Genomic DNA, 26,173 nt, shown 5'->3' with positions numbered 1-26,173 from the left:
AGTCACTTACTTTAGTCAAGTAACTTTTAATAAAAAAATAAATCTCAAATTAAAAACATTTACTAAAATACAATTGAACACCAAATTACAGCCTTATTACTTGTATAATAAAATTAGAGAGGAAAATTCATATTTAGAAAGGATTCATTCATGAGCACGATAGAAAAGATTCAAACTTTTATTATTCTTTTTGCTGTTACATGCGGCATCATACTCGGGCAATTTAATTTCATACATATGTATTCAGAGCGATTTATTGTCCCCTTCTTATTTTTCATGCTATATGGATTATTCCTCAGCATCCCATTAAAAGAAATAAAAAACGGATTTCACAATCTAAAATTTGCTGGAACAAGTCTTACTATTAACTTTTTATGGACACCTTTACTCGCTTGGGGATTAGGAGCACTATTTCTTTCAGATCACCCAGCACTGTGGATTGGATTTATAATGCTAATGGTTACTCCATGTACAGATTGGTACTTAATCTTTACTGAAATAGCAAAAGGTAATGTAGCACTTTCTACAGCGATTTTACCAGTAAATTTAATTTTGCAAGTACTACTACTTCCCATTTATTTATTTTTATTCGCTGGTGTTATGAAGACTGTAGCGGTTTCTGTTTTAGTAGAAAGTATTGTTATCGTAATCGTCTTACCATTTTTACTTGCACACGCTACAAAATTCATTATGAATAAACTGAAAAAAGCTGAAACGCTCGAGAATAAACTCATTCCGTTTTTCAGCTCTGCCCAAATTGTATTTTTAAGTTTAGCAATCGTAGCGATGTTTGCATCACAAGGTAAATATTTACTACAAAATATGAGTGTCGTTTTATTATTACTCATTCCTGTTCTATTGTTCTTCATCATTAATTTTGTACTAGGACAATTTATCGGGCGCGTTATGCGTTTATCTTATAAAGATACAGTAAGTCTAAATTTAACAACGTTAGCAAGAAACTCACCTGTTGCTCTTGCTATTGCTGTGACTGCTTTCCCTGACGAGCCTCTTATTGCACTTGCACTCGTTATTGGACCGTTAATTGAACTGCCAGTACTTGCTTGTGTTTCACAAGTGTTGTTACTTATTAAGAAAAGACGGCAATATATATAATAAAAAACGTCCTATAGCAGGACGTTTTTTATTTTTGAAAAATCTCATACAACACTTATTTCTTATTTATCATTACAAATGAAATAACCGAAACTAGAAACGTAATAATACCAATTATAATAAATACAATAGAAGCTGAAATTAACTCTAAGGAATATCCCGTTATTGCAATTCCAACCGGGGTTGATACTAATAATAACGAATTTAAAAAACCAAAAAATCTTCCTTGCACTTCATTTGGAATTAACTTTCTATACAACACTCCAAAATATATATTACTTACCCCAAATGCAATTCCTGACAGAAAATAATAAACTGAAAATAATACCGGATTTAACGTCGTACCCATTGCAGCATTAAAAACCCCCATAATAGCTGTAAATATAAAAGCAGTCGTAATCGTTTTATATGTACGAATCTTTTTCGTAATAAATGCTCCTATTAAAATCCCTATCGGTGATGCCGCAAAAACTATACTATACCATCCCGTAGAAAGGTCCATTTCTCTAACAACTATTACTTGTAGCGAAAGCATACACGCCGCTCCAAGTAAATTAATAAGCGCAGCGCTCATAAGCAATGTTTTCAATGATTGATTACTATTAAATATGGAGAAACCCTCTTTAAAGTCTTCGTAAAAAGGCTTTTTCTTTTCTACTTTTAATTCACGTGGAAATTTAATTTTCATTAAAATTAAAAATGATATAAAAAATGTAATTGCATCTAACAAAAATACTCCATGAAAATTAAAAATACTAATTAAAAGGCTAGCCATTAAAGGAATGGCTACCGATATGGTTTGTATTGATATTTGCCTCAGCGTAATCGCCTGTTGAACATGCTTTTCTTCCACATATGTTACTAATGCTGCATTTGAAGCCGGAGTAAATAAAGCACTCCCAATTGAGCGTATTATAAGTAAAATTAGTAACGGAATGTATAGCATTTTATTATAAAATGCTATAACTGCAATTAAAATCATGACGATACATCTCATAACATCCGCAATTATCATAAGCTTTCTTCTTGACATTCGATCTGCTAACGTTCCTGTTACAGGTGCAAATAAAATCGCCGTCGTCGCAATTGCAACGTTTACTCCAGAAACAAGTAATGGAGAGTTCGTTAATTTCATTACCCATAACGGTAAAACGAGCGTAACCATAGAATTACCTATTAAAGAAATGCAACTTGCTAAGAAAAAATACGAAAAAATTTTATTGCTCCAAATACTTGTGCTATTCTCTTTTAAATCCTCAATTTCATTATTCACTGCATCCTCCATTTTCCTCTTGTATATTTTCTTTAATTCTTCCTCACCACCTTTCAAAACCTCTATTTAAATGAGAAAAAACCTTCTTCAAAATAAGAAGAAGGTTTACTTATAACCGCATCTTATCTATTAGGAATTTTAGATCCTACAGGATTTAGCACCTTTATATCACATAAGGTTGCTGAGGCTTCGAAGGGCCAGTCCCTCCACCTCTCTTAATAAGAAGTTTTTATTTAATTATCTAAATTCATTATATTTTACATCAAAATAATTTCAATATGTTTTTTTATACAGTTAAAAGAAGATGACATCTATCATCTTCTTTTAACAATTTTGTCGTTACGTTAACAAGACCTTTCTAATTAAAAATGATAGGAAACGTAAATATAACGAAAGCTGCCCAAAGTCCGTAAATTGGTAAATACTTCGTAACGGCATCTTGGATAGCTGTCGGTCCTGATTTGCTTTGCAAGAAACGCATATAGGAAAACATAATCCAAATTAAATTTGCCCAGATCAGTATGTTTACCCCTAAAACAGCAAGTCTATTAGGTGTAATCCCGTAAGAAGAAAGTCTGAATACAATGGCTGATAAAGCGACAGTGTCAATAATAAGCGCCAGAACAATTAAGGCAAAATTTATATAATCTGAAATGTTCTTTTTCTCATCCGAATCACTCTCAACGATAGAAAATATGGTAACGGCCAACACGCCAAGGAGTATTCCGTTGAAGGCCATTAAGAAATTGCGGTCCAAGAAAGGATTTTTCCCGACCCATATAACCGTTATAAGATAGATTAGCAACGTAATCAAGACAAGTGGACTAAAAATTTTAGATATGTATGGTGTAATATTTTTAGCAAGTTTAAGATTCAATGATACTAAGTATGCAGCCACTACAGCGAGAGCGGCAGCTCCAAATAAAACAACATTACTAAAATAGAACTCTCCTATATCCAAGTCAACAAAACTAAATAATCGCATGGTGAATACTGCTAGTATCATTCCACTCACTGCCATGCTCGCGTAGAGAAGACCATATTCTAAATTAAATTTAATATAAGCTAATCTTGTATTACCTTTTGAATATTCATTTCCTGTAAATGCAAGTCCCAATAAGACCCATAACAATATAGGAAGATGTAAATACGCAAGGATACTGCTGTCTTTATAATTTAATGGCAACATATTAAGATACAACCCGGCAATTAGGAACAACGCTGCAAGGAAATAAATAATACTTTTTTTCGGGGTATTATTGTAAACAAAATAAGCAGCGATAAAGGGAATTACACCAAAAGCTAGGTTAATTGGAGCAATTGCTTCCTGCTCTACAAAGTGGAAAATGATCCTGGTGCTTATGCCGGCCAGAATAGCTAAAAGGCCCATGAATAAGAAACCTTTTTGAAACAAAGATGTTTTTTCTTTATTTACTTTCTCCTTGAAATGCAACCTTTCATACCAAGCACCTAGAACTTGAGAATCAGGGTTTTGGTCCCATGCTTGTGAGAATGCTTTTTTAAAAGCTTTCGGATCTTTTCTATACATCTTCTCCAACTCATGGGGGTTATCCATATTTTTAACAATCAAATTGTTAATGTTCATAGTTATACCTCCTCTAATTTTAAAAATAAGGTTGTTACCTTTTAACAAAAGCACCTCACTCATTTATTATGATTTTGATTTTAATACAAGTTTTATCGTTTTACAATAAAAAATTATTATTTAAAGATTTTTTTTTATCGTTAAATTTTATATAAAAGAAAAACAAAAGAGCATGACAGTTTTATGTCATGCTCTTTTAACAAATTAATTCTCAAATACAAAATTAATCTTATTATCTTTCCACTCTAATTTCGCATCAAATGTTTTCTCGCCCTTTTTAAAGCCTTTAATTAAATCGGTTTTCTCACCTTTTAAGAGCTTTGTCATATTCTTTTGCGAAATTGTTTTACTTAATATCTTCTTCGAGATGGTAAAGTCACATTGTGTCGTGTTGTAATTAGAACAGCCGTAAAACGTTGACTTATCAATTACATCGCCATCACATTTTTTACAGCTACCAACCTTTTTACCTGTTGTAAATTTCGATCCTTTTCGCTCAATCGATTCAACATGTAATCCAGTGAAATCCCACTTCTCAGACATTTCAACCGCATCTTCAATAATTTTAGCTGATAATTTTTTCGTTTGTTCCATAAAAGTTGCTGGTGATGCTGTACCTTCCCCAATTTCCGCAAGACGTTGCTCCCATTTTGCGGTCATTTCTGGTGAAGCTAGTATTTTGTCACCGATTGCGGTAATTAATACTTTCCCTTTATCGGTCGCATACACTTGGTTCTTCTTCACATCTATATATTTACGGTCTTTTAGCATCGTAATAATACCTGCACGGGTCGCTTCTGTACCTAAACCTTCTGTTTTCTTTAATACTTTCTCCAGCTCTTCATTCTCTAAATACTTACCAGCTGTTTTCATTAACGTAATAAGTTGTCCTTCTGTATAACGCTTCGGTGGTTGTGTTTTTCCCTCTTTCACTTTCACCTTTACAACTTTTCCTTCTTCACCTTCAGCTACAATTGGAAGAATGGTTTCGTCATCTTTATCGTCTTGGAAAATAACTTTACGCCATCCTTCTTGAATTTGCTGTTTTCCTTTTGAAATGAATTCAGCACGTTCATCTACAAGCGTTACAATTGTTGTATAGTCAAAGATTGCAACTTCATAATGAGCTGCAATAAGCCTTCTTACGATCATATCGTAAATTTTCTTTTCATCACCTGATAATCTGCTTGGGTTTGTAACTTGCTCTGTCGGAATAATGGCGTAGTGATCTGTTACTTTCTTTTCATTCACATAACGCTTATTATTCATAATCGATTCAACCGGAGCTGGTAATAAACCTTTATATTCATCAAACTGACTTAACTTCTGTAAAATATCAGGGAATGTTGCCGCTTCACCTTGTGTAACATAGTTGGAATCCGAACGAGGATAAGAAACAATCCCTTTTTGATATAGTGCTTGCGTTATATCAAGCGTCTTTTTCGGTGAAAACTTAAAGGCTTTATTTGCCGTTGCTTGCAGTGATGATAAGTTAAATAAAAGCGGCGGCTGAAATTCTTTACGCTCCGTTTTCATTTCCTTCACTACTGCCGTTTTACCTTGGCAAAATGCCGCAATTTTATTCGCCATATCAGGGTCTTTTAAGCGGGATTCACTATCCTTCTCCCATTTCCCCTCATACTTCTTTCCTTCTATATTAAAGGTTGCGAACACTTCCCAGAACGGCTCTGACTTAAAGTTTTCTATTTCCTTTTCACGCTTTACGATTAACGCGAGTGTCGGTGTTTGTACACGACCAGCTGAAAATACATCATTCATTCCTTTTTTCTTTAGCAAAATACTAAACACACGCGATGCATTCATACCAACAACCCAGTCAGCACAAGATCTTGTGTATGCTTCGTAATACGTATTAATCGTGTCTGATTCATCAAGCAAGTTTTTAAATCCTTGGTAAATAGCTTGCTTCGTTAAAGAGGAAATCCAAAGACGCTTCATTGGCTTTTGCACGTTGCAAAGGTTAATAATATTTCGTACAATCAATTCCCCTTCACGCCCAGCATCGCCCGCGTGAATAATTTCTGTTACCTGTGGATTATGTAACAGCTGTTTCACAACGTTAAATTGCTTATACTTCGACTTTGTTACTTCAAATTGAAAACGCTCTGGAATCATCGGTAACGTATCAAGTGACCATTTTTTCCACTCTGCATGATAATGTTCTGGATTACATAACTGCGTCAAATGACCAATTGCCCATGTACAGTACGCTCCATTTGGAAATAACTCATTCGCTTCTACTTCTAAATATCCATCTTTCCGGCGATAATTAAATTGTGAAACAAGAGCCAAACCTTGATCTGGTTTCTCGGCAATAATTAATTTCATTTTATAACTCCCTATCTGTATTCCACTGTTACTTTCATTGTCTATCTGTTTAGAAGCGATGATAAAACAACAATCTTATTTATCATTCGCGGGTTGTCCCAAGTAATGGGATAACTATAATATTATACGCTTATTCTTTATTGCTTCACAATAGAAACTCATTATATAACACTTTCTTTCACATGTTCACACGTAAAAAAATCAAACGCCACCTTGCTTTCATTTATGAAATTGTGCAGATAATATGCAGATATAAATAAGCATAAGTACTCTCTATATGAACATATGATGAAGTGAATGATAGGACAGGGAGGTATCATGATGTTTGCTTATACATTAACTGCCTTAATGCTTTGCTGTATCTCAATTATTATTACATCATATATTTCGAAACGTAGTGGTACCCTAATGGAGTATATGGTATTTATTATGTCTTTTAGTATGAGTATCGGTTTAAGTATAGGTTTTTATTTAGGTATTCTATTTAAAGGAGAATTGCTATATTCTACTTTGCTTGCGATTTTAATTAGTGGTTGTATCGGCTTTTTAGTTGGTCTACGTTTTCATCTATATACTGCTTTAGAAGGAATGTTCTCTGGGGTAATGGCAAGTATGATGGGAGCAATGATTACAGAAATGCTAAATGCGCAACAAGCTCATAGTATACTGTTTATCAGCCTTTTATTTACTATAACGATTACTATGTCATTTATAATTCAAATTTTATCAGAAAGGTTTTCTACTGTGATCCACCGATGCTTTTTGTTATTGCTTTCAATTAGTGTTGTAATTATTGTTTCGGTATTCATAACATTCCCCGATTTTACTCCTTCAACTTCACACGAGTATAAACAACATATGCACTAACACTTAAAACAAAATTATTAAATCAGAAACCTTAGAAGAAGCCATACTTTTAGGTATGCAAGAGGATTTCTCTGTAACGAATGTATTAGCAGTTCTCCTATTTATTAGGGCTTTATTTCTTAAGAAACAATAACACTGTGATTATTAAATTAGAAAAAGGTAACCAAAATCCTCTTCACAAAAAAACGTATGATTGTGTATAATAAGAACTAATGTTCCTTTCGGGGATTCACTAAACCTAAATTACACTTATATATCAAATAGAAGAGGATTGATATACCATGAAAATTGATAGACCCAAAATTTCACCAGAGTTATCTTCAAAAAATTTTCAAGATATTTTTTATGAAGAAGATCCTACACTAGAAATGTGTGAAATTATCGATTCCACTTTCGAAAATGAATCTGTGGATAGAGTACGATTATATGATGCCGTGATAAAGAATTGTAAGTTCACGAATACAGACTTTAGCAATATTGATATTACAGATGTTTGTTTTGAAAACTGTGATTTATCAAATGTTAATTTAAGCAATTCTTCTGTTCACAGAGTTGAATTTAAAAACAGTAAATTAATCGGGGTTAATTTTACAGAATCTAGCTTAGGAAATGTTAAATTTGAGAATTCTATTTTGAACTTAGCTGCATTTGGAAATTCTAAACTAGAAAAGATTGTATTTAATGAAACTTCATTAAATAGTGCAGATTTTTTTGACTGTAAACTAAAAAAAGTTGAATTCCAATTATGTAGCCTTGACGAAGCTAATTTTGACCAGACATCACTGAAGGGGATCGATATTAGCTCTTCTAATTTTAATACTCTGACAGTTTCAGTGAGCGATTTAAGGGGATGTAAAGTATCTACATATCAAGCTGTTCAGTTTGCGACTTTATTAGGATTAATAATTAAAGATTAGTATTTCGAAGATAAAAAGAACCCTATCCCGAATCATGGATTTTTTAATTGTCCACGATTCGAGATAAAGTTCAAATAAATTAGTGATGACTTTCTTATTATTTAACTACAGCTTGTTTTCCTTTGACATGTTCATTATTTACACTCATAAACGCTTCAATCTCTTCAACTTCTCTAATGATATCTTTTGACAAGTTTTCGTATCCGTCTTTCGTTACAAGAATATCATCTTCAATACGAATTCCAATCGATTCTTCTTCAATATAAAGACCAGGTTCAATTGTAATAACCATGCCTTCTTCTAATACTCTATCTTTGTATGTCCCTACATCATGCGTATCTAAACCAAGGAAATGGCTGACACCATGATAATAATATTTTGATAACTCTTCATCTTCTTGAATTAAACCAACCGCTTTACACCCTTCTGCAAGTACTTTTTTAGCATGCTCATTTAATGCAGCGAACTTTAAGCCTGGCTTAATAATCTCTGTTGTTTCTTTCAATGCTTTTAATACGATATTATAAATTTGTTTTTGGCGACTAGAGAATGTTCCATTTGCTGGGAATGTATAACTAATATCAGCGTTATAGTAGTCTTTTTGAGCGCCTAAATCTAGTAATACTAAATCACCATTTTGAATTTGCGCATCATTATCTTCATAATGAAGAACTGTAGCATTTTTCCCACTTGCCAAAATTGTATTGAACGCATGATGCTTAATGCCAGATGACTTCAGTGTGAAATCAAACTGAGCTTCTAATTCATATTCCATTATGTCTGCTTTTGCATGCTTAAGTACATTGTAAATACCGTCTTTCGTTACAGCAATCGCTTCTTTCATAATTTCAATTTCTTCTTCTGTTTTAAACACTCGCAATTCACAAATATTCGGATATACATTACCAATTGTTACGTGTGGATATTGTTCTCTTACATGTTTAGCAAATGCTAGCGTTTTTGTCTCTGTACCATTCCACTCACGACGCTCTAAATCTAAATATAGATGCTTCACATTTTCTGTGAAGAGTATATTTGACATTGTCTTCTCAAAACTATCTAAATATACAACTTTCTTTATACCAGAAATTTTCTCTGCTTCTTCTTTAGAAACTGTTTTACCGACCCATTTTTCCATTACTGGATCTGATTTTTCAATGAAAAGTGTCTCTTCTACACAATTCCCAAACTTTTTCAGCATAAAAATAACATTTGGTTCATCGATTCCTGTTACATAATAAAAATTCCGATTCGGCACAAACTTATAATGTGCATCCGCTGACATATGAGGTGCTTGACCAGCAAATAAAATTGTAATCGATTCATCTGGTAATGTGTTTACTAATCGTTCTCTATTTTGAGCAAAAAATGTTGATTTCATAATAATCCCCCTAGCGTTCTATGTATGATTAAAAAATAATTATCTAATCAATTCATTTTATTATTGTTACAATTTTTCGTCAATTTTTAACCTTTTTTGATGGTGTTGACATAATTAAAATTACACGTTAAAATAACTATACATTAGTAAGCAACTAATGTAATTAAATTAAATTAGAGGTGAAACAAATGAAAAACATTTTATTACGTATTAACGAATTATCAAAAAAAGAAAAAGCAACTGGATTAACAGTTGATGAAAAACAAGAACAACAAATGCTACGTCAAAACTATACACAAACATTTCGTGGAAGCTTAGATTCCATTTTATTAAACACAAAAATTGTTGATCAAAATGGTCTTAACGTGACACCAGCCGCATTACAAGATGCTCAAATACGTTTAAAATTAAGCAAATGAGTTCCGCGCAAAAGAATTTCAATAAAACATAAAAAGAGCTGGATTTCCTATTTAGAAATTCCAGCTCTTTTTATTGTTTTTTCTAATTTAGCATACGAGCGATACATAGCAATTCTCCACGATACAATCATTGCAAAAGCGAGTAAGAAAAACATTCCACTTAACTCTGCTAAGTCAATCGATTGACTTAAATACGATTTCATTACTACTCGCACTGCTAATAATCCAACTAAAATAAATATAAATGCTTTTGACGGTTTCATATATATTTGTTCATTTCTTATTTCAAACTTCGTTGTTTTAATAAGGAATATAGAGAAAATAAGTCCTACAGTAATTGCTTCTACTATTTCTAATGACGTTAACCGAAACGCTGGTAAGAAGTACATCATAGCACCAGTACTCATAAAAAATGGGGGCAATATAATTTTCTTTTTCGTTACCGGTTTTTTCGCTGCTTTAAAGCGAAGAAACATGACACCAACAGCCATACAGACTGCTACAATACTTGATAAAAGTGCTATCATACTTTCCACTCCTATCTATTTAAATGACTTTTTGAGCAAAATCATAAATTAATAAGTAACTACAAGCACCATTATAGAATTTCTTCATTATATCCCTCCTGCTGTAAACTTTCCATATTCGCTGCAATCATTTTACGCAAAGTTTATGAACGGAATATGAACAAAATATTACATTCAATTTTCAAACAAAAAAGCCATTTTGCAATTAATATTGCAAAATGGCTTTTAACTTATTTTAAATCGTCATTTGTAAAAGCACCTGGAAGTAATTGCTCAACAGTCACTTCTTTTTCATCGCCTTTTACATTCGTTAGTAATACAGGCATTTTCGGATCACAAAATTCAGCAATTACTTGTCTACAAGCACCACATGGTGAAATTGGTCCGTCCGTTTCTCCTGTAATAACTAAGTAACTAAAGTCGCGCTCACCTTCTGATACTGCTTTAAAGATTGCTGTTCTTTCTGCACAGTTACATAAACCATAAGAAGCATTTTCTATATTACAACCAGTATAAATTTTACCTTCTTTCGTAACTAATGCTGCCCCAACAGGAAATTTTGAATACGGAATATATGCTTTTTCTAACATCTTATTTGCTTCTTCAATATATTTTTTCTTATCCATATTATTTCCCCCTCAAAGTAAGTGTAATTATGATTAGTCAGTAATAACTGTATGAACTAATTTAGGAGCCACTGCTGTTTCAGCGATAGAAATGTTCTCATAAATTTTCGCTTTTACATCTTCTACATTTTCGCGATTTGCATAAATCGTTACGAATGGCTCGCCTTCTTTTACTGCATCTCCAACTTTTTTACGTAACATTAATCCTACTGCTAAATCGATTTCATCTTCTTTTGTTGCACGACCAGCACCAAGTAGCATAGCTGCGATACCGATTTCATCAGCAACAATGTTAGAAATAACACCTGAAGTTTTAGCAGGTACATCAATTACATATTTCGCTTGTGGCATTTTTTCTGGATTGTCTACAATCGAGCTATCTCCACCTTGATTGCTTAAGAACTCTTTAAACTTCTCAGTTGCTTTTCCGTTCTTCATCACTTCAATTAACATTTCACGCGCTTCTTCTAATGTATTAGCTTTTTTCGCAAGTACAACCATCTGACTTCCTAATACGAGTACTAATTCTGTTAAATCTTCTGGACCTTCACCTTTTAATGTATCAATTGCTTCTTTCACTTCTAGAGCATTACCGATTGCAAAACCAAGTGGTTGTGACATATCAGAAATAACAGCCATTGTTTGACGTCCTACATTATTTCCGATACGTACCATTGCATGTGCTAATTCTTTTGCATCTTCTTCTGTTTTCATAAACGCGCCAGCACCTGTTTTTACATCAAGTACGATTGCGTCAGCTCCAGCTGCAATTTTTTTACTCATAATTGAACTTGCAATTAGAGGAATTGAGTTAACAGTTCCTGTTACATCGCGTAATGCATAAATCTTTTTATCTGCAGGTGTTAAGTTTCCTGTTTGTCCGATAACAGCTACTTTGTCACGGTTTACAATATCAATGAACTGCTCTTTCGTAATTTCAACGTGGAATCCTTCTACTGCTTCTAATTTATCAATTGTTCCGCCCGTATGTCCTAAACCACGACCAGACATTTTTGCTACTGGTACATCTAAAGCAGCTACTAATGGCCCTAATACTAATGTTGTTGTATCACCAACACCACCAGTTGAATGTTTGTCTACTTTAATTCCTTCAATTGCAGATAAGTCGATTGTTTCTCCAGACTCCACCATTGCCATCGTTAAATCTGCACGTTCGCGATCTGTCATATCTTTAAAGAAGATTGCCATTGCAAGTGCACTTACTTGATAATCAGGTATACTTCCGTCTGTATAACCATTAATAAAGAATTTGATTTCTTCAGTTGTTAATTCTTTGCCGTCACGTTTTTTCGCAATAATATCTACCATTCTCATTACAATCACCATTCCTTTTTATATGATATGAATCTATTAAAATAATAAGCCTACGATTGTTGCTGATAAGAAGCTTACTAATGTTGCACCGAAAAGTAATTTCAAACCAAATCTTGCGACTACATTCCCTTGCTTTTCATTTAAGCTCTTAACTGCCCCTGCAATAATTCCAATTGAAGAGAAGTTTGCAAATGAAACTAAGAATACAGATATAATCGCTGTCGTTCTATCTGAGAAATTAAAGTTTCCTTGTGCTAAATCTGTCATAGCGACAAATTCATTTGATACTAATTTTGTTGCCATAATATTTCCGGCATTAACTGCTTCATGCCAAGGTACACCCATAATAAATGCAAATGGTGCAAATGCATAACCGAGAATTTCTTGGAATGAAATACCGATTACACCTTTAAATACTGCATTAATGAATGCGATAAGAGCAACGAAACCAATTAACATAGCTGCTACTGTAATCGCAACTTTAAATCCATCAATAATGTATTCCCCTAATACTTCAAAGAAAGTCTTTTTTTCTTCTTCTTGTACTTCTAACATATCTTCTTCATCAGTAACTTCATAAGGATTAATAATAGAAGCAATAATAAAGCCCCCGAATAAGTTAAGCACTAAAGCGGTTACAACATATTGGGGTTTTAATAACACCATATACGATCCAACGATAGACATGGAAACGGTAGACATTGCAGATGCACATAATGTGTACATTCTTTTCTCTGGCAATAATCCTAATTGTTTCTTAACTGAAATAAACACTTCAGATTGTCCTAAAATCGCAGAAGCAACAGCGTTATATGATTCTAGTTTCCCCATTCCATTTACTTTACTTAATGCTAGACCGATAGATTTCACAATAATAGGTAACACTTTAATATGTTGCAAAATACCGATTAAAGCTGATATAAATACGATTGGCATTAATACACTTAAAAAGAATGAAAACTCTTTTTGATTTACTAATCCACCAAATACGAAATTTACACCGTCAGCGGCATATTTTAATAGCTCTCCAAAACCATCTGCTATTCCGCTAATTAATATATTCCCTACACTTGTATTTAATAATAGAAACCCCAAAATGAATTGTAATATAACCATCGTTATGATTGGACGATATTTGACTTTCTTTCTATCATTACTAGCAAGCCAAGCGATACCTAAAATCAATACGAGGCCAAAAACACCGATTAAGTATTTCATAAGCCATCTCCTCCCGTGTTCGTATCCGCTTACATTTCTTTCAATTGTTAAAGCAATAGATACACTTTACTTTGTGTATCTATTGCCCTTGACTTCACTAATGATTAGTAGTTATCTGTAGCACCTTTTGCATCATTTAATACGATTGCAACACTAGCACTTGCTCCAATACGAGAAGCTCCAGCAGCTACCATTTTGTCTGCATCTTCACGTGTACGAACACCACCAGATGCTTTTACACCAACGTTTGGTCCTACTGTTTTACGCATTAATGCGATATCTTCAGCAGTTGCTCCGCCAGTTGAGAATCCAGTTGAAGTTTTTACGAAGTCAGCACCAGCTTTTACTGATAATTCACAAGCGCGTACTTTCTCTTCATCTGTTAATAGACAAGTTTCAATGATTACTTTTACAAGAGCTTTTCCTTTTGCTGCTTGTACTACTTCATAAATGTCTTTTTCAACAAGTTCGTCGTCGCCATCTTTTAAAGCGCCTACGTTGATTACCATGTCAACTTCAGTTGCACCTTTTGCGATAGCATCTTTTGTTTCAAATGCTTTTGTTTCAGTCGTGCTTGCTCCTAATGGGAAACCGATTACAGTACAAACATCTACATCATGTCCAGCTAGTTCCTCAGCAGCTAGCTTTACCCATGTTGGGTTAATACAAACAGAAGCGAATTTATATTCCTTTGCTTCTTCGATTACTTTCATAACATCTTCTTTTGTAGCATTAGCTTTTAAAATTGTATGGTCAATTAACTTTGCAATATTCATTATCTTCACTCCTCATATCTTTTAACAACTTCATTCTAACTCTTAGTTGAACAAATGTAAATATACTTTTGAAATTTTGTTCATTCTTTTTAAAAAGGAATTTCCTTCTAGTAAATAAAGCGCATTCTAACTAAGAAATACTTCATATATAAATTCAAATTTTTTATATTAACAATGGTAGTATGTATCTCAATATCCATAATTATTTTAAAAAAGGCAATTTGTATTCAAAAATAATCCCATAATTCATACATAACAAAATAAAAGGCTTTCTCAAAATGAATATCTTGAGAAAGCCTTTTATTTCTAATCTTCTTTTTGATAATGTAACAATTCTTTCGCCGTATGCTGATCGATAATTAATACATTTGCATATCCGCCACGTAACGCACCATCAATTGCTTTTATTTTTCTATTACCACCTGCAACTAAAATAGAGCGTTTCTTTAATTTTAGTTCTTCTAACTCAATTCCGATGGTTCGCTTATTAATTTCTTCACTACTAATATTTCCGTCTCCATCAAAGAAACGTGAACAAATGTCACCGACCGATTGTTTTTTGAGTAAACTCGTTTCATCCTTATCGAAATAACCTAATCGGAATAATAGCGCTTCGTCTCGCACTGTTCCTACAGTGAAAATTGCAATATTCGCTTGTTTCCCCATTTCGATAATGTGATGAATATGTCGATCCTGCTCTACTAATTCTTTTGTCACTGCATTATCAAATATAACTGGAAGAGGTAGATTTCTTGGCGTCGTTTGAAAAGCATCTGCAAATAATGCAATGGTTTCATTTGCATATGTATTTACACTCGAATGGCTAATACCACCTTTTAGCTGGACAACTTCTACACCTTTTACATGTTGTGGTACGATTTTTCTAGCGATTTCATACATCGTCATTCCCCAGCTTACACCAACGATATCACCGTTTTTAACCGTCTTTTCCATATACTCAGCTGCATATTTACTTATATACTCTGTAATCGTTGCATATTCTGGCACTGGGGAAAATACAACATGTGCTTCTAACAAGTTATATTTTTCTTTCAGTAAATTGCCGACATTATCTAAATCAGCAAATGGATCGGCTATACTAATTTGAACAAATCCTTTTTCTTTCGCGTACTTTAATAGTCTAGAAATTGTCGGTCTTGAAATATTTAATTTGTTAGCAATTTCTTGCTGACTATAATCTGATTGATAATATAATCTTGCAACTTCAACACTTAATTGTTGTTTATCTTTATCCATAGTAACTCAATACAAATCCTTTCCTGTATTTCCTTTTCGTTACAAGCATTATACAGCTTTATGCAAGAAATTTCGACTACTGAATTTTATATACCTGAACTTCTACTCCGCTTAGTATATACAATGAAATTTAATCAATGGGGAGTTTGTCCCTCCCCTACTGATTATCATCCCTCACAAATTAGGCGTTTACGGGCGACTTATCTCCCATAATGTAGAATCTTTTTATTAAGCAAACAGGTCGGATTATTAAGAAACTCATTTTTAAAACTCAAATTAGTATGTAAGTGTGAAATAGTATTAGAATAAATAAGAGAAATAACCACTATTGATTATTTCTCTTTTCATATACATATTTATTTTTGGAAAAATAATCTAACCCCAAATACTAATAATACTGCGCCCGTAATACCCTCCATTATACGGTTCACTCGTTCTTTTCTTAAAAAAGTTCTTAATTGACGTATTAGCGAGATATAAAGCAAATACCATATTGCGGTCAAAGTCGTAAATGTGACTCCTAATAAAAGAAATTGGAGGAAATGATTTTGATTACTTACAATAAATTGAGGTAAAAAACTAAGGAAGAACACAGCAGTTTTTGGATTTAAAATTGCCGTAGTAAATCCTTGTCTAAAGCTTTTAATTGCCCCAATATTCTTAGAGTCCATTTCTATTGGACCTGACATATCTTCTTTTTTATGTAAGGCACTTTTAATTGACTTTACAGCTAAGTAAATTAAATAAAAAGCCCCAGCACATTTTATAAATGTAAATAACATAGCAAATTTCATTAGAATAGCAGAGAGTCCTAACGTAGCCATTATTGTATGAATCATCATTCCAGATATCGTTCCTAAAACTGTCTTTATCCCACCACTTTTACCATGCGAGATAGTATTTTTTGTAACTAGTGCAAAACCAGGACCAGGCATCATTATGATTAACATTGCTGTAAGGATAAATAATAGATAATTTTCCATGTTCTAGTATTTCCTTTCCAATTTTTAGTTTTGCTTACAGTATAGCTTTTTTCATTAAAACATTAAATATAAAAGACTTGATCAGAAATTTATATATCAAATTACAAGTCCACCTCTCACAAAAACAGGATAAAAAAATAAACAGCAGAACTAGTCCACTGTTTACTTCGCTACGCCTTCATGTAATTTTTCTGTATAATCTTTTACGTCTTTCCAGCTATCTTTTGCTGTATGTAAATCTTCTTTTATAAACGTAAACTCTTCAGGAGTAATTCCTTTTACGTTTTGTAATAAGTTATTATATTTTGCCCCTACTGTATACCATTGATTTGATATGTTTTGCAGTGCTGTAATTGCTGCATCAATCGTTTCAGTCATATTTGTTGTTTTATTTTTTACATCTGTCAAAATTGCGACTTCTGCTTGCGCTCCAGAAATTCTATCTTTTAAATTAGCGATTTCTCGTTCTGCATTTGCGATATCTTTTTTCGCGACGGCAATCATCGGTCCGCCAGCAAGACATGTTATTAGAGCTACGCAAAGTACGCCACCAGCAATAACCATATCATTACTCTTTTTAATCGAATCGTTATATGTATTTATTTGTTGCTCTAGAGCTGGAATACCTGCATTCGTACTTGCCAATATCGCTGTTAACTGATTTGTATCCTCTTTGAAACTATTTGTATCTTTCGCCATTCTATCGCGAAAAGCTTTCAAATTTCCTAATAATCCATCTACCTCATTTTGATTCTTTACAATATCCGCATACAACTTTTCTAAATCCGCTTTTAATTTTCCGCTATCCTTTTGATCAATCGCTATTAACATGTCATTATAATACGATTGAAAAGTATTATTGTAATTAATAATATTTTGATCCGTTTTCATAATTTGAGGCTTCATACTATTTAACCAATACGCCGCATTCATTTTTGCATCTCTTTGATGCTGAATCATATTCCCTTTAAGCTCACCATTAATCGAACTTATTTTGCTTAAATCCGTTTCTTGCTGATTTTGAATTAATTTTGCATATGAATCCATCGCGAATATGCTCGATGTTGTTTGTGCCATTACATCTTGGAATCCTGCTGGGCCAAGAGAGTAATCATTCGCATTTTCTTGTTGTATTTTTACGTTTTGTTCTGCTGCAAAAGTATGTAAAGGAAATGCGTTACTCGTTGCCACCCCAGCAATCATTAATGTTAAAAGACATTTCTTATAAAATCGTTTCTGCATACTTTTCACCTAGTTTCTTTATAAGAGTATAAAAAGCTCCTGCTCACAACTGAACAGGAGCTTCAAATCATTCATCAACACTTAACGCTCTAACGATTCGTATTCGATTATGCTTTTTTTGTGTCTACTACTTTAATGTCTTCAGCATAAATCTTTTCTGCATAGTCTTTAATGTTTTTCCAGCTATCTTTCGCAATGTTTAAATCTTCTTTAATAAAAACAAGGTCATTCGGACTAATTGAATCTACATTTTGAAGTAAAGAATTGTATTTTGACCCCATTGTGTACCATTGGTTTGAAATGTTTTGCAACGCTGTAATTGCAGTATCAATTGTATTTGTTAAATACTCCGTTTGTATTTTAATGTTTGTTAATCCTGCTACCTCTAATTGAGCAGTTGTAACTTGTCCTGTTATTTTTTGAATTTCAGCTTGTGCATTATCAAGCTCCTTTTTTGCTAATACGATTCCAGCTGTACCACCGCCTACAGCTGCTGTACCACCTGCAATTAACGCCACTCCTAACGGCGTTCCTGCACCTGTAGCAATAACTACTGCACCACCGATAATTGCAATTGGCCCTAGAGCTGTCGCAACTGATGAACCGATAATAATTGCATTATATTTACTAATTGCTTCATTGTACGTTGTAATTTGATTTTGCAATAGCGGAATTCCAGCGTCTTGACTAGCTAAAATAGATGTAATTTGATTTGCATCACCCTTAAAGTTTTGCGTATCCGACGTCATTTTATTTCGGAATTTCTTTAAGTCTTCTACTAACTGATCTACTTGCGCTTTATTTTCATTAATACTACTTGATAATCTAGTTAACCCTTTCGTAAGCGTCGCTTTATCTTTTGCATCAACCGCAGCAACTAAAGTATCATAATAGTTTTGGAATTTCGTATTGTAATTAATGATATTTTGATTTGTTGAAATAAGCTGTGGCTTCAATACATCTAACCATTGCTTCGCATTTCCTCTAGCTGTATCCTGGTGCTGAATCACTTTTCCTTTTAAAGCAGCATCAACAGACGATACATTTCCAAAGTTAACATTACCTTGTTTAATAATTGTTAAAGCGTACAGATCCATTACTAAAGCGTTTGAACCTGTTCTTTCCATTGCATCTTTTAGGCCTTCTGGTCCTAATGAGTATTCCTCATAGTCATTATAAGCTTTTGCTACCGCATGAACTGGAGCTTGTTTCACTGTACTTTCAGCTGCATACGTATGCGCTGGCATAATGTTTCCTGCTGCAAATACTGCCATAAGTGCTGATAGAGCCATTACTTTATAAGGTTTTTTTGTCATTTTTCTTCTCTCCCTATATCGTTACTTATTTTTAATGTACTTCAACGTTTGTAACGTAATCTTCAAATTGATTCGTTTGTTTATTCATTTCATCACTTACTTTTTTAATTTGGTTGAAATGTTTTTGTAGTAAACTACTATCTGTATATGTGCCTTCTTCAACATTTTTTTGAATTTGGATCATATTATTGTTTAAAACTTTCCAATCCGTTAACAACGTTTCTAAAGTTGTAATTTGACGGTCAATTAGTTCTGTAAAGCTACTTACTTGATCTTCAACGAATGTAATTTGTGTCGCCTCTGCTTCAGTTTGTGATAATTTTTGAATAAGTGGTAGAAGCTCTTTTTGTTTTTGCTGAATACGAAGAGCCGCTTCCCTCGTTTGACTATCGGCAGCATTTACAATTTCATTACTTAAAGTACCGATAGAAACAAAATCAATTGTTTTCGTTTGTGCAGTTTGATTTGTAATTGTAAATACTTGTTTACCGATATTAATAGAACCTTTAATAATTTCTTGAGGTCTATTCAATATAGTAGTTAGTTCAGCTTGAATTTCCCCTTGAATTCTTTTAATATCTTCTCTTAACTTCACAATATCTCCACTTGATCCTTGTAGTGTTTTTATTGCTTCATCAGCCTTTATCGATAAGTTATTACTATCTTTGTCTAATACTGCTTTAAATCGATTTAGTTCTAATAAATCTTGCTCCATACTCTCTTGGATGCTTTGTACTTGCAATTGTAATTTTCCATATGCGCCTGTAAAATCTGCTTTTGCCTGTTCATTTTCATTTACGTTTTCTGCTAGTTCATAGAGCTTACTATAATAGCTATTAAATCTAGTACTATACCTCATCATCTCTTGATTTAAGTCGATTAACTTCGGATTATATTCATCAATCCACTCTCTTACATTTGCCTTTGCAAATTTTTGATGATTCGTCAAACTACTCATCGCGTTCACCTTAATGTCTGGCTGTTGTAAAATAACTAATCCATATGCTTGTATAAGTGGTGATTGTGATCCTAACATTCTAATTGAATTCGATAATGTATTTGGAGCAATTACATTTTGTGCATATACTGTTTTCACTTCTGTTTGCCCCTCCTTAGCGTAAGCGCTTACAGGAATAAAACAACTCGTAGATACTGCTGTAACCAATAACCCTGTAATTAAAGTCTTTTTCACTTTAACTCCTCCTATGTATTAGCAACTATTACTATCGCATTTTATTATTCTATTTTCTTCCCCATAATTTGAGATGGTTAAAATAGAGAACGTTCTCACCGCAATCCATGTATGAACCACCTCTCTCGTATTGCTACAGTACTTACTTATCTTCACAAAACATTTTATTATTTTTTCATATGTGATTAGTATGAATAACATTGTATAAAATTTCTATTTTATAGCAATTTCCACATTCACACAGTGAATATATTACATAAAAATATTATTCATATTAAACTAAATAACGTACGTAAATATGAAATTCCGTTTTGTTTTCATATAAGTTTTATACTGTAAGGTCATTTAAACACAGCTATTTATATAACGTAAAGAAGTATTTTCATTCCCTTTATTTTCAAGCTTTCATGTCTTTATTTTAAAATATAATCCACTTTACTTTTTCAATTGAAATATCCATATATCACAACAAAAACCTCTACTTACTCACAGATGTAAAAATTATATCAATATATCTTTCGGATTCGTATGCAATTATGCATAGCGTATACACAAAAAGGATAGCTTCACTTTCGTAAAGCTATCCTTAAAAAACCTTCTTATTTTTTCAAATGATATGGTACTGTTGTAATAACAACATTTCTTTTATAGAGTAAATACGCACGAATGAGTAAACTAGACTGATTATGAAGAATGTTATGCCAACCTTTTTTCGGAATGAATTGTGGTATAACGACCGTAACTCGGTAATTTGATTCACTCGCTTTATACTGTACTGTATCAATGAACTTTGTTAGCGGTTGAATAATACTTCTATAATGAGAATGTAAAGTAACAAGCCTTACTTCAGGTTGCCACTTCTTCCATTTCTCTTCAAATTTCTTTTCCTCTTCTCTGTCAAAAGCGACATATACAGCAATAACTTGATCTGCTGAAAGAGACTTTGCATAGTTCAATGAGTTTTCTACCACATGTGTCATACCAGCTACTGGAACGACAATTACATTTCCTTCAATCGGAACAATCCGTTCACAAGTTTTTAAACTTAGTTGGTCTCCTACTGCATCATAATGCTTCTTAATTCGGTGGAATAAGAAGATAATTACAGGTAAGAAAATAAGGATTGACCAAACTTGTGCAAATTTAGTTAAAAAGAACATACTCATTACGATAAAACTAATGACTGCACCAATTAAATTGACCGTTAATCGTAAAGCCCATCCTTCCGGTTTTTCACGAAGCCATTTTAATACCATACCACTTTGAGAAAGGGTAAATGGAATAAATACACCTACTGCATATAACGGAATTAAATGCTCTGTTTGCCCTTGGAAAGCTACAATTAAAATAATCGATGCGATTCCAAGTATAATAATTCCATTTGAGTAACCTAGGCGGTCTCCTCTAATCGTAAACATTCTTGGTATAAACTTATCTTTTGCAAGGTTTACTGCTAATAACGGAAACGCAGAATATCCTGTGTTAGCAGCAAGGATTAATATTAAAGCTGTTGTACCTTGTATGAAATAGTACATGAAATTACGTCCAAATGTTTGTTCAGCAATTTGTGAAACAACTGTTACTTCTTTACTTGGAGAAATTCCGTAATAATAAGCTAAGAACACAATTCCTGAAAATAAAACTGCAAGTAATGCACCCATTGCAAGCAATGTTTTCGCTGCATTGTTTGGCGCAGGATCTTTAAAGTTCGGAATTGCATTTGAAATTGCTTCAACACCTGTTAAAGCAGAACTACCTGATGCAAATGCTCTTAGTAATAAAAATAAACTAATCCCTGCAACTGGTGTTCCAATCGGCGTGTGTAAAGCCTGCGAAACGTGCCCCGTTAAAATATTGTATATCCCTACACCAATTAATATAAATAGTGCCAAAACGAATAAATAAACAGGATATGCTAAAACGGAAGCTGATTCCGTTACACCTCTTAAATTTAAGATGGTAATAAATATAACAAATATAATCGCAATGATTACATTATGTGCATGTAAACTAGGAAAAGCAGATGTGAGCGCATCTGTACCTGCAGACACACTTACTGCAACAGTTAAAATATAGTCAACTAATAAAGATCCTCCAGCAATTAAGCCTGGATTCATCCCTAAATTTTCTTTTGATACAACATACGCGCCCCCGCCATGCGGATAAGCAAAAATAATTTGACGATAAGATAAAATAAGGGCCGTCAATAACACTAATACCCCAACAGCGATCGGAATGGAATACCAATAAGCGATCGCTCCAACACCTGCTAAAGCAATTAAAATTTGCTCTGGACCGTAAGCAACTGATGACAATGCGTCAGAAGATAAAATAGCTAAAGCTTTCGTTTTATTAAGCTTCTGTTCTCCAAGCTCTGTTGATTTTAACGGTCTTCCAATTAAAAATCTTTTAATAGATGAAACCACTGCTGTCCACTCTCCAATAATTTTGTACGAACTTTTCTGCTAGTTATAGCGGATAAACGATTTCTTCAGAAAACAAAAAATGTCTACAAGCCATAACGAAATAGACTTGTAGACATTATTTTTTTTGTCGCACAAGCTCCACCTTCCTTCTCAATATAACGCTTACGAGGTTAGCTGTCGGATTCGGGCCTATGAGTAGCCCTACCTTTTTCAAGGATTCACCCCATTGGATTAAGAACTAATCCATAAGAACGGGTCCCCCGCACCATGCGGTTTCAGCGATTTAGAAAATTGAAACTGTGGATTATAATACTCCTTTATTTTCAAAATGTAAACAAAAATTTTTAAAAAGAAAAAATTAAAATGATGGCGCATAATCCGCTGGTAAATATACATAATGAATACTAAAAAATCAATAAAGGAGATCTATATGTCTAAAGAAAAGAAGCCTATTTTTTCCGATTCCTATTTAGATGCATTAGCAAATGAAATTAATCAATTATACGGTAAACGTGAACAGGAAATAAATTTGACAGATAGAACAAAAAGAAATAAATGATTTGTCATAAAGAAAGAAAGCAATACACTTATATATTGCTTTCTTTTTTATTTTTTCATACATCCAATTGTATTGCTGATTTGTTAAAGGTCATTTCTTCATACACTTTCAAATTTTGATATACTGCTCCTAATAATGGTGCTTCTATAGAAAATTGTTCCGCTACATCTAGTAAGTATCCTTGTAAGTGCTTCGCTTCAATAGACGAACCTTTTTCCATATCACGCTGCATCGATGACTTCATATTATACGAAATTTTATCAATTATTTTCATATGTTCTTGGACAATATTATCTTTAATTGGTGCTCCTACACATCTCATAATTTCCATACATTCTTCAAATAAGTTTTGGATAAAATCGCGTCCACCTTCGCTTTCACGAATCGGTCCTATCGGTGCACGCATTAATGTTGTCACACCTGACATTACAGTGATAAATAAATATTTATGCCACATATCTTGCGTAATGTTTTCACTTAAAATAAAACTAGATTTCGTACCTGCAAATGCTTTAGAAATATGCTTTATTCTCTCTGAATCTTGAGACTTCATTTCTCCAAACATAAGTCTATTTGCAGCGCTAGTTTGTACAATTTCTCCTTGATTGTTTAACGTCGTCTCGATAAAGCATAAACCACCAATTACTTTTTCCTCACCGAATTCCTTTTGTAATAGCGATACATGAGCAATACCATTTAGCAACGGAATGATTACAGTACTTTCACCTACAAACGGCTTCAAATCTTGAATTGCCTCGTTTAAGTGATACGCTTTTGTTGAAAATAGAATCACATCAAATGGAGCAGTTTGATCTTCTTTCGTTATTAATTTCGGTTGAAAGGAAAAATCTCCGTTAACACTTCGGATTACAAGTCCCCTTTCCTCCAATTGTTTTTTCCGTTTACTACGAACAAGAAAAGTAACATCTTCTCCTTTTTCTACTAAGCGTCCCCCAAAAAATCCTCCAACGCCTCCCGCTCCTAATACTAAAATACGCATACAACATCCCCCTTTTCAAAATACAATTTTATAACATTCAGTATACATAACATTATACATGTCCCCTACTAAATAAGCTGAATTTTCATTCTCAATTGAGTATAAAACAGTGGTTATTTTCAAATAAATTTGGGCATGTTGTTTCTATAGCATATATGGAAAGGAAACAATATAGATGGAGGCAATACAAGTAATTGAGGAAAAAGATGTAGCAACAGCTATATTTCAATTTATATTCCCGTTTTCGTTTAAAGCTGGATATGAACAACAGATGTTCCCTTTCTTACAAAAAAATGATTTTCGTCCTTTTCGGCTCGATCATCTCGATGATGAAAATACATATTATGGGGAGTTTAAAGTTTCACATCAAAATATGGAAGCATACTATCTTTCATTTACCAATAAAATTCTCTTTCCTCACTCAGAGCATCAAAAGGGCTTGCAACGTTATTCAAAGGACCTTAACTTAGCTGGACATTTAACAACAAATCTTATTTCAATCCCATTCAAGATACACTCTATTGATGTAACACTTTGTCCTTATGAACTTGGCTTCTTAACAATTCGAACAGAAGTAAACACTGCTCCAAACATGACTTTATCCGAAGCAATCGAATTCGCTGCTCGCTTCCGTGTACTTGAAACTAAAAATGATACAAATGAGACTATTTGTATTGAATGTAACGGAAAAAAGTATTCCCAAGTGGAAAGATTCATTTTTGGTTATTTATTTCATGGCGTAACAGATTTCTTTGAGAAGAAGAGATTAAGAAGTTCTTACTTTCAAACCTTTCCTTTCTTTGAAGATCAGCGAATGTACGTACAAACTTTATTATCTATAAAAGAAGATATGGAACTGAATGAAGTGGATGTTTATCGTACTTCTAGTCTTTCCGGGTTAACAAGTGATGGCAAGGCATATGTGAGTGCAAATAATCTGCCTTATATTCATGATTATTTAAAACAACACGCTTACCAAAGATGGGCTCCGAATCGCTATTTCATAATGGAAGAACATATATTCACATGTGTAACAAATGAAGGAGAACGCGAATTTACTAAACTTGCGAGTCAAATGTATGGGGAGTTTTATTACGCTTTATTATTAAATCTATTTCATAAAATTGTTTTATTGAAAATGGCAAACGCTTATGCTGAATTAAACATTGAACAAGATACAAATGAAATAGAGAAATTAATTTATTCAATCAATTCGTTTACGGCGAATTACTTTTCTTTAGAGCTAGTATCCCAATCACAGAGTGAAGATATTTTCTTCCGCTTAAGAAAGCTTTTTAACATCGAGATACTATACTCGAATGCAAAACAAAATCTTGATAGTTTGTTTAAATATCAAGAAAATGTTGCTTCAAAAAAAGATAGCCTTTTACTATTAATTTTAACGCTCTACTCTGTAGTAGGCCAAATGTTAGGGTTTACTATGATTGATCTGTTAAGAAACACCGATTCAAACAAAATATCATCGCCACTTGAATTTTTCGCGCTGTTAATAGCAATTAGCGGCATAGTCATTTCACTTATTTTAGGTGCGCAAAGTTTATACCAATGGAGTCTACAACATAAACGAAGAAAAGCATGGGTAAAACAAACTGTACTTTCTGCTGTGAGAGAGAAAGATGATAAGAAGTAAAGAAGAGTATTTTTACATTGAAGTATGTGGTACGCTACAGTAATTGAAATTTTTATCAGCGATTTTTAAATTATATCGGCGCAACTCGAAATATATCAGCGATTATTTAAATATATCGACTTACCGACAAAAAACGC

22 protein-coding genes and 2 riboswitches are annotated in these 26,173 nt (G+C 33.2%); of the genes, 6 read left to right on the top strand and 16 right to left on the bottom strand.

Going from position 1 to position 26,173, the window contains the following annotated elements:
* Positions 1-150: 150 nt before the first annotated feature.
* The gene (locus PSR14_RS10325; protein ID WP_000103770.1) at positions 151-1,116 is read left to right on the top strand and encodes an arsenic resistance protein; all 966 of its coding nucleotides are present in this window, start codon (positions 151-153) and stop codon (positions 1,114-1,116) included.
* A 55-nt stretch (positions 1,117-1,171) separates the two neighbouring features.
* Here the strand turns inward: PSR14_RS10325 and PSR14_RS10320 are convergent, their stop codons facing one another.
* From PSR14_RS10320 to topB, 3 genes are all read right to left on the bottom strand, one after another.
* Positions 1,172-2,401: an MFS transporter gene (locus PSR14_RS10320; protein WP_000389107.1), complete on the bottom strand. Its 1,230-nt coding sequence runs from the start codon at positions 2,399-2,401 to the stop codon at positions 1,172-1,174.
* 107 nt (positions 2,402-2,508) lie between these two features.
* A riboswitch (SAM riboswitch) is annotated at positions 2,509-2,614 on the bottom strand.
* A 133-nt stretch (positions 2,615-2,747) separates the two neighbouring features.
* The gene (locus PSR14_RS10315; RefSeq protein ID WP_001024717.1) at positions 2,748-3,995 is read right to left on the bottom strand and encodes a DUF4153 domain-containing protein; all 1,248 of its coding nucleotides are present in this window, start codon (positions 3,993-3,995) and stop codon (positions 2,748-2,750) included.
* A 204-nt stretch (positions 3,996-4,199) separates the two neighbouring features.
* A complete protein-coding gene (topB, locus tag PSR14_RS10310; RefSeq protein WP_098486992.1) occupies positions 4,200-6,344 on the bottom strand; it encodes a DNA topoisomerase III in 2,145 nt (714 codons plus the stop codon).
* A 321-nt stretch (positions 6,345-6,665) separates the two neighbouring features.
* Here topB and PSR14_RS10305 point away from each other — a divergent pair, with 321 nt between their 5' ends.
* Both PSR14_RS10305 and PSR14_RS10300 read left to right on the top strand, forming a co-directional pair.
* Positions 6,666-7,211: a hypothetical protein gene (locus PSR14_RS10305; RefSeq protein ID WP_000458505.1), complete on the top strand. Its 546-nt coding sequence runs from the start codon at positions 6,666-6,668 to the stop codon at positions 7,209-7,211.
* A 281-nt stretch (positions 7,212-7,492) separates the two neighbouring features.
* Positions 7,493-8,128 carry a pentapeptide repeat-containing protein gene (locus tag PSR14_RS10300; RefSeq protein ID WP_000687264.1) on the top strand — a complete coding sequence of 212 codons (636 nt, stop codon included), beginning with the start codon at positions 7,493-7,495 and terminating at the stop codon, positions 8,126-8,128.
* A gap of 97 nt (positions 8,129-8,225) precedes the next feature.
* Here the strand turns inward: PSR14_RS10300 and PSR14_RS10295 are convergent, their stop codons facing one another.
* Positions 8,226-9,509: an aminopeptidase P family protein gene (locus PSR14_RS10295; RefSeq protein ID WP_000842993.1), complete on the bottom strand. Its 1,284-nt coding sequence runs from the start codon at positions 9,507-9,509 to the stop codon at positions 8,226-8,228.
* Positions 9,510-9,697: 188 nt separating this feature from the next.
* Between PSR14_RS10295 and PSR14_RS10290 the strand changes: the two genes are divergently transcribed.
* A complete protein-coding gene (locus PSR14_RS10290) occupies positions 9,698-9,928 on the top strand; it encodes a DUF896 domain-containing protein (protein ID WP_000789848.1) in 231 nt (76 codons plus the stop codon).
* A gap of 47 nt (positions 9,929-9,975) precedes the next feature.
* On the opposite strand, the gene PSR14_RS10285 is transcribed toward PSR14_RS10290, so the two are convergent.
* The 11 genes from PSR14_RS10285 to PSR14_RS10235 form a co-directional block, all read right to left on the bottom strand.
* On the bottom strand, positions 9,976-10,455 hold the full coding sequence (locus tag PSR14_RS10285) for a CcdC family protein (RefSeq protein ID WP_000561052.1): 480 nt from the start codon (positions 10,453-10,455) through the stop codon (positions 9,976-9,978).
* A gap of 230 nt (positions 10,456-10,685) precedes the next feature.
* Complete coding sequence (locus PSR14_RS10280; protein ID WP_000358525.1) at positions 10,686-11,081, bottom strand: cytidine deaminase; 396 nt, start codon at positions 11,079-11,081, stop codon at positions 10,686-10,688.
* A 33-nt stretch (positions 11,082-11,114) separates the two neighbouring features.
* A complete protein-coding gene (locus PSR14_RS10275; RefSeq protein WP_001983022.1) occupies positions 11,115-12,416 on the bottom strand; it encodes a pyrimidine-nucleoside phosphorylase in 1,302 nt (433 codons plus the stop codon).
* 36 nt (positions 12,417-12,452) lie between these two features.
* Complete coding sequence (locus PSR14_RS10270) at positions 12,453-13,634, bottom strand: NupC/NupG family nucleoside CNT transporter (protein WP_000876184.1); 1,182 nt, start codon at positions 13,632-13,634, stop codon at positions 12,453-12,455.
* Between the two features lie 104 nt (positions 13,635-13,738).
* Entirely contained in the window at positions 13,739-14,410 is a 672-nt protein-coding gene (gene deoC / locus PSR14_RS10265) for a deoxyribose-phosphate aldolase (RefSeq protein ID WP_001017431.1), read from the bottom strand.
* Between the two features lie 306 nt (positions 14,411-14,716).
* Positions 14,717-15,667, bottom strand: coding sequence for a sugar-binding transcriptional regulator (locus PSR14_RS10260; RefSeq protein ID WP_000356563.1), 951 nt, complete (start codon positions 15,665-15,667; stop codon positions 14,717-14,719).
* A gap of 356 nt (positions 15,668-16,023) precedes the next feature.
* Positions 16,024-16,650: a LysE family translocator gene (locus PSR14_RS10255; protein WP_000433004.1), complete on the bottom strand. Its 627-nt coding sequence runs from the start codon at positions 16,648-16,650 to the stop codon at positions 16,024-16,026.
* A 162-nt stretch (positions 16,651-16,812) separates the two neighbouring features.
* Positions 16,813-17,892: an HBL/NHE enterotoxin family protein gene (locus PSR14_RS10250; protein WP_001172007.1), complete on the bottom strand. Its 1,080-nt coding sequence runs from the start codon at positions 17,890-17,892 to the stop codon at positions 16,813-16,815.
* A gap of 107 nt (positions 17,893-17,999) precedes the next feature.
* Positions 18,000-19,208, bottom strand: coding sequence for a non-hemolytic enterotoxin NHE subunit B (gene nheB, locus PSR14_RS10245; protein ID WP_000162969.1), 1,209 nt, complete (start codon positions 19,206-19,208; stop codon positions 18,000-18,002).
* A 31-nt stretch (positions 19,209-19,239) separates the two neighbouring features.
* Entirely contained in the window at positions 19,240-20,400 is a 1,161-nt protein-coding gene (gene nheA / locus PSR14_RS10240; RefSeq protein ID WP_000751839.1) for a non-hemolytic enterotoxin NHE subunit A, read from the bottom strand.
* 599 nt (positions 20,401-20,999) lie between these two features.
* Positions 21,000-22,826, bottom strand: a complete 1,827-nt coding sequence (locus tag PSR14_RS10235; protein ID WP_000254902.1) for an APC family permease — start codon at positions 22,824-22,826, stop codon at positions 21,000-21,002.
* A gap of 144 nt (positions 22,827-22,970) precedes the next feature.
* A riboswitch (cyclic di-AMP (ydaO/yuaA leader) is annotated at positions 22,971-23,117 on the bottom strand.
* A 139-nt stretch (positions 23,118-23,256) separates the two neighbouring features.
* Here PSR14_RS10235 and PSR14_RS10230 point away from each other — a divergent pair.
* A complete protein-coding gene (locus PSR14_RS10230) occupies positions 23,257-23,385 on the top strand; it encodes a hypothetical protein (RefSeq protein ID WP_000031869.1) in 129 nt (42 codons plus the stop codon).
* A gap of 55 nt (positions 23,386-23,440) precedes the next feature.
* On the opposite strand, the gene panE is transcribed toward PSR14_RS10230, so the two are convergent.
* Positions 23,441-24,385 (bottom strand): 2-dehydropantoate 2-reductase, encoded by a 945-nt coding sequence (panE, locus tag PSR14_RS10225; protein ID WP_001221880.1) that lies wholly within the window; start codon positions 24,383-24,385, stop codon positions 23,441-23,443.
* A gap of 175 nt (positions 24,386-24,560) precedes the next feature.
* Here panE and PSR14_RS10220 point away from each other — a divergent pair, with 175 nt between their 5' ends.
* Positions 24,561-26,036: a hypothetical protein gene (locus PSR14_RS10220; protein ID WP_000387465.1), complete on the top strand. Its 1,476-nt coding sequence runs from the start codon at positions 24,561-24,563 to the stop codon at positions 26,034-26,036.
* The last annotated feature ends 137 nt before the right edge of the window (positions 26,037-26,173 follow it).

The sequence above is a fragment of the Bacillus sp. A01H genome, assembly GCF_045277205.1.
Lineage (GTDB): Bacteria > Bacillota > Bacilli > Bacillales > Bacillaceae_G > Bacillus_A > Bacillus_A paranthracis.
The sequence above is the reverse complement of the archived record's forward strand: the minus strand, read 5'-3'. Positions and strand labels throughout refer to the sequence as shown.

Bases quoted from the DNA above. Each gene is read 5' to 3' on its own strand.
- PSR14_RS10325 (WP_000103770.1), top strand. From the start codon at position 151: ATGAGCACGATAGAAAAGATTCAAACTTTTATTATTCTTTTTGCTGTT.
- PSR14_RS10320 (WP_000389107.1), bottom strand. From the start codon at position 2,401: ATGGAGGATGCAGTGAATAATGAAATTGAGGATTTAAAAGAGAATAGC.
- PSR14_RS10315 (WP_001024717.1), bottom strand. From the start codon at position 3,995: ATGAACATTAACAATTTGATTGTTAAAAATATGGATAACCCCCATGAG.
- topB (WP_098486992.1), bottom strand. From the start codon at position 6,344: ATGAAATTAATTATTGCCGAGAAACCAGATCAAGGTTTGGCTCTTGTT.
- PSR14_RS10305 (WP_000458505.1), top strand. From the start codon at position 6,666: ATGTTTGCTTATACATTAACTGCCTTAATGCTTTGCTGTATCTCAATT.
- PSR14_RS10300 (WP_000687264.1), top strand. From the start codon at position 7,493: ATGAAAATTGATAGACCCAAAATTTCACCAGAGTTATCTTCAAAAAAT.
- PSR14_RS10295 (WP_000842993.1), bottom strand. From the start codon at position 9,509: ATGAAATCAACATTTTTTGCTCAAAATAGAGAACGATTAGTAAACACA.
- PSR14_RS10290 (WP_000789848.1), top strand. From the start codon at position 9,698: ATGAAAAACATTTTATTACGTATTAACGAATTATCAAAAAAAGAAAAA.
- PSR14_RS10285 (WP_000561052.1), bottom strand. From the start codon at position 10,455: ATGATAGCACTTTTATCAAGTATTGTAGCAGTCTGTATGGCTGTTGGT.
- PSR14_RS10280 (WP_000358525.1), bottom strand. From the start codon at position 11,081: ATGGATAAGAAAAAATATATTGAAGAAGCAAATAAGATGTTAGAAAAA.
- PSR14_RS10275 (WP_001983022.1), bottom strand. From the start codon at position 12,416: ATGAGAATGGTAGATATTATTGCGAAAAAACGTGACGGCAAAGAATTA.
- PSR14_RS10270 (WP_000876184.1), bottom strand. From the start codon at position 13,634: ATGAAATACTTAATCGGTGTTTTTGGCCTCGTATTGATTTTAGGTATC.
- deoC (WP_001017431.1), bottom strand. From the start codon at position 14,410: ATGAATATTGCAAAGTTAATTGACCATACAATTTTAAAAGCTAATGCT.
- PSR14_RS10260 (WP_000356563.1), bottom strand. From the start codon at position 15,667: ATGGATAAAGATAAACAACAATTAAGTGTTGAAGTTGCAAGATTATAT.
- PSR14_RS10255 (WP_000433004.1), bottom strand. From the start codon at position 16,650: ATGGAAAATTATCTATTATTTATCCTTACAGCAATGTTAATCATAATG.
- PSR14_RS10250 (WP_001172007.1), bottom strand. From the start codon at position 17,892: ATGCAGAAACGATTTTATAAGAAATGTCTTTTAACATTAATGATTGCT.
- nheB (WP_000162969.1), bottom strand. From the start codon at position 19,208: ATGACAAAAAAACCTTATAAAGTAATGGCTCTATCAGCACTTATGGCA.
- PSR14_RS10230 (WP_000031869.1), top strand. From the start codon at position 23,257: ATGTCTAAAGAAAAGAAGCCTATTTTTTCCGATTCCTATTTAGATGCA.
- panE (WP_001221880.1), bottom strand. From the start codon at position 24,385: ATGCGTATTTTAGTATTAGGAGCGGGAGGCGTTGGAGGATTTTTTGGG.
- PSR14_RS10220 (WP_000387465.1), top strand. From the start codon at position 24,561: ATGGAGGCAATACAAGTAATTGAGGAAAAAGATGTAGCAACAGCTATA.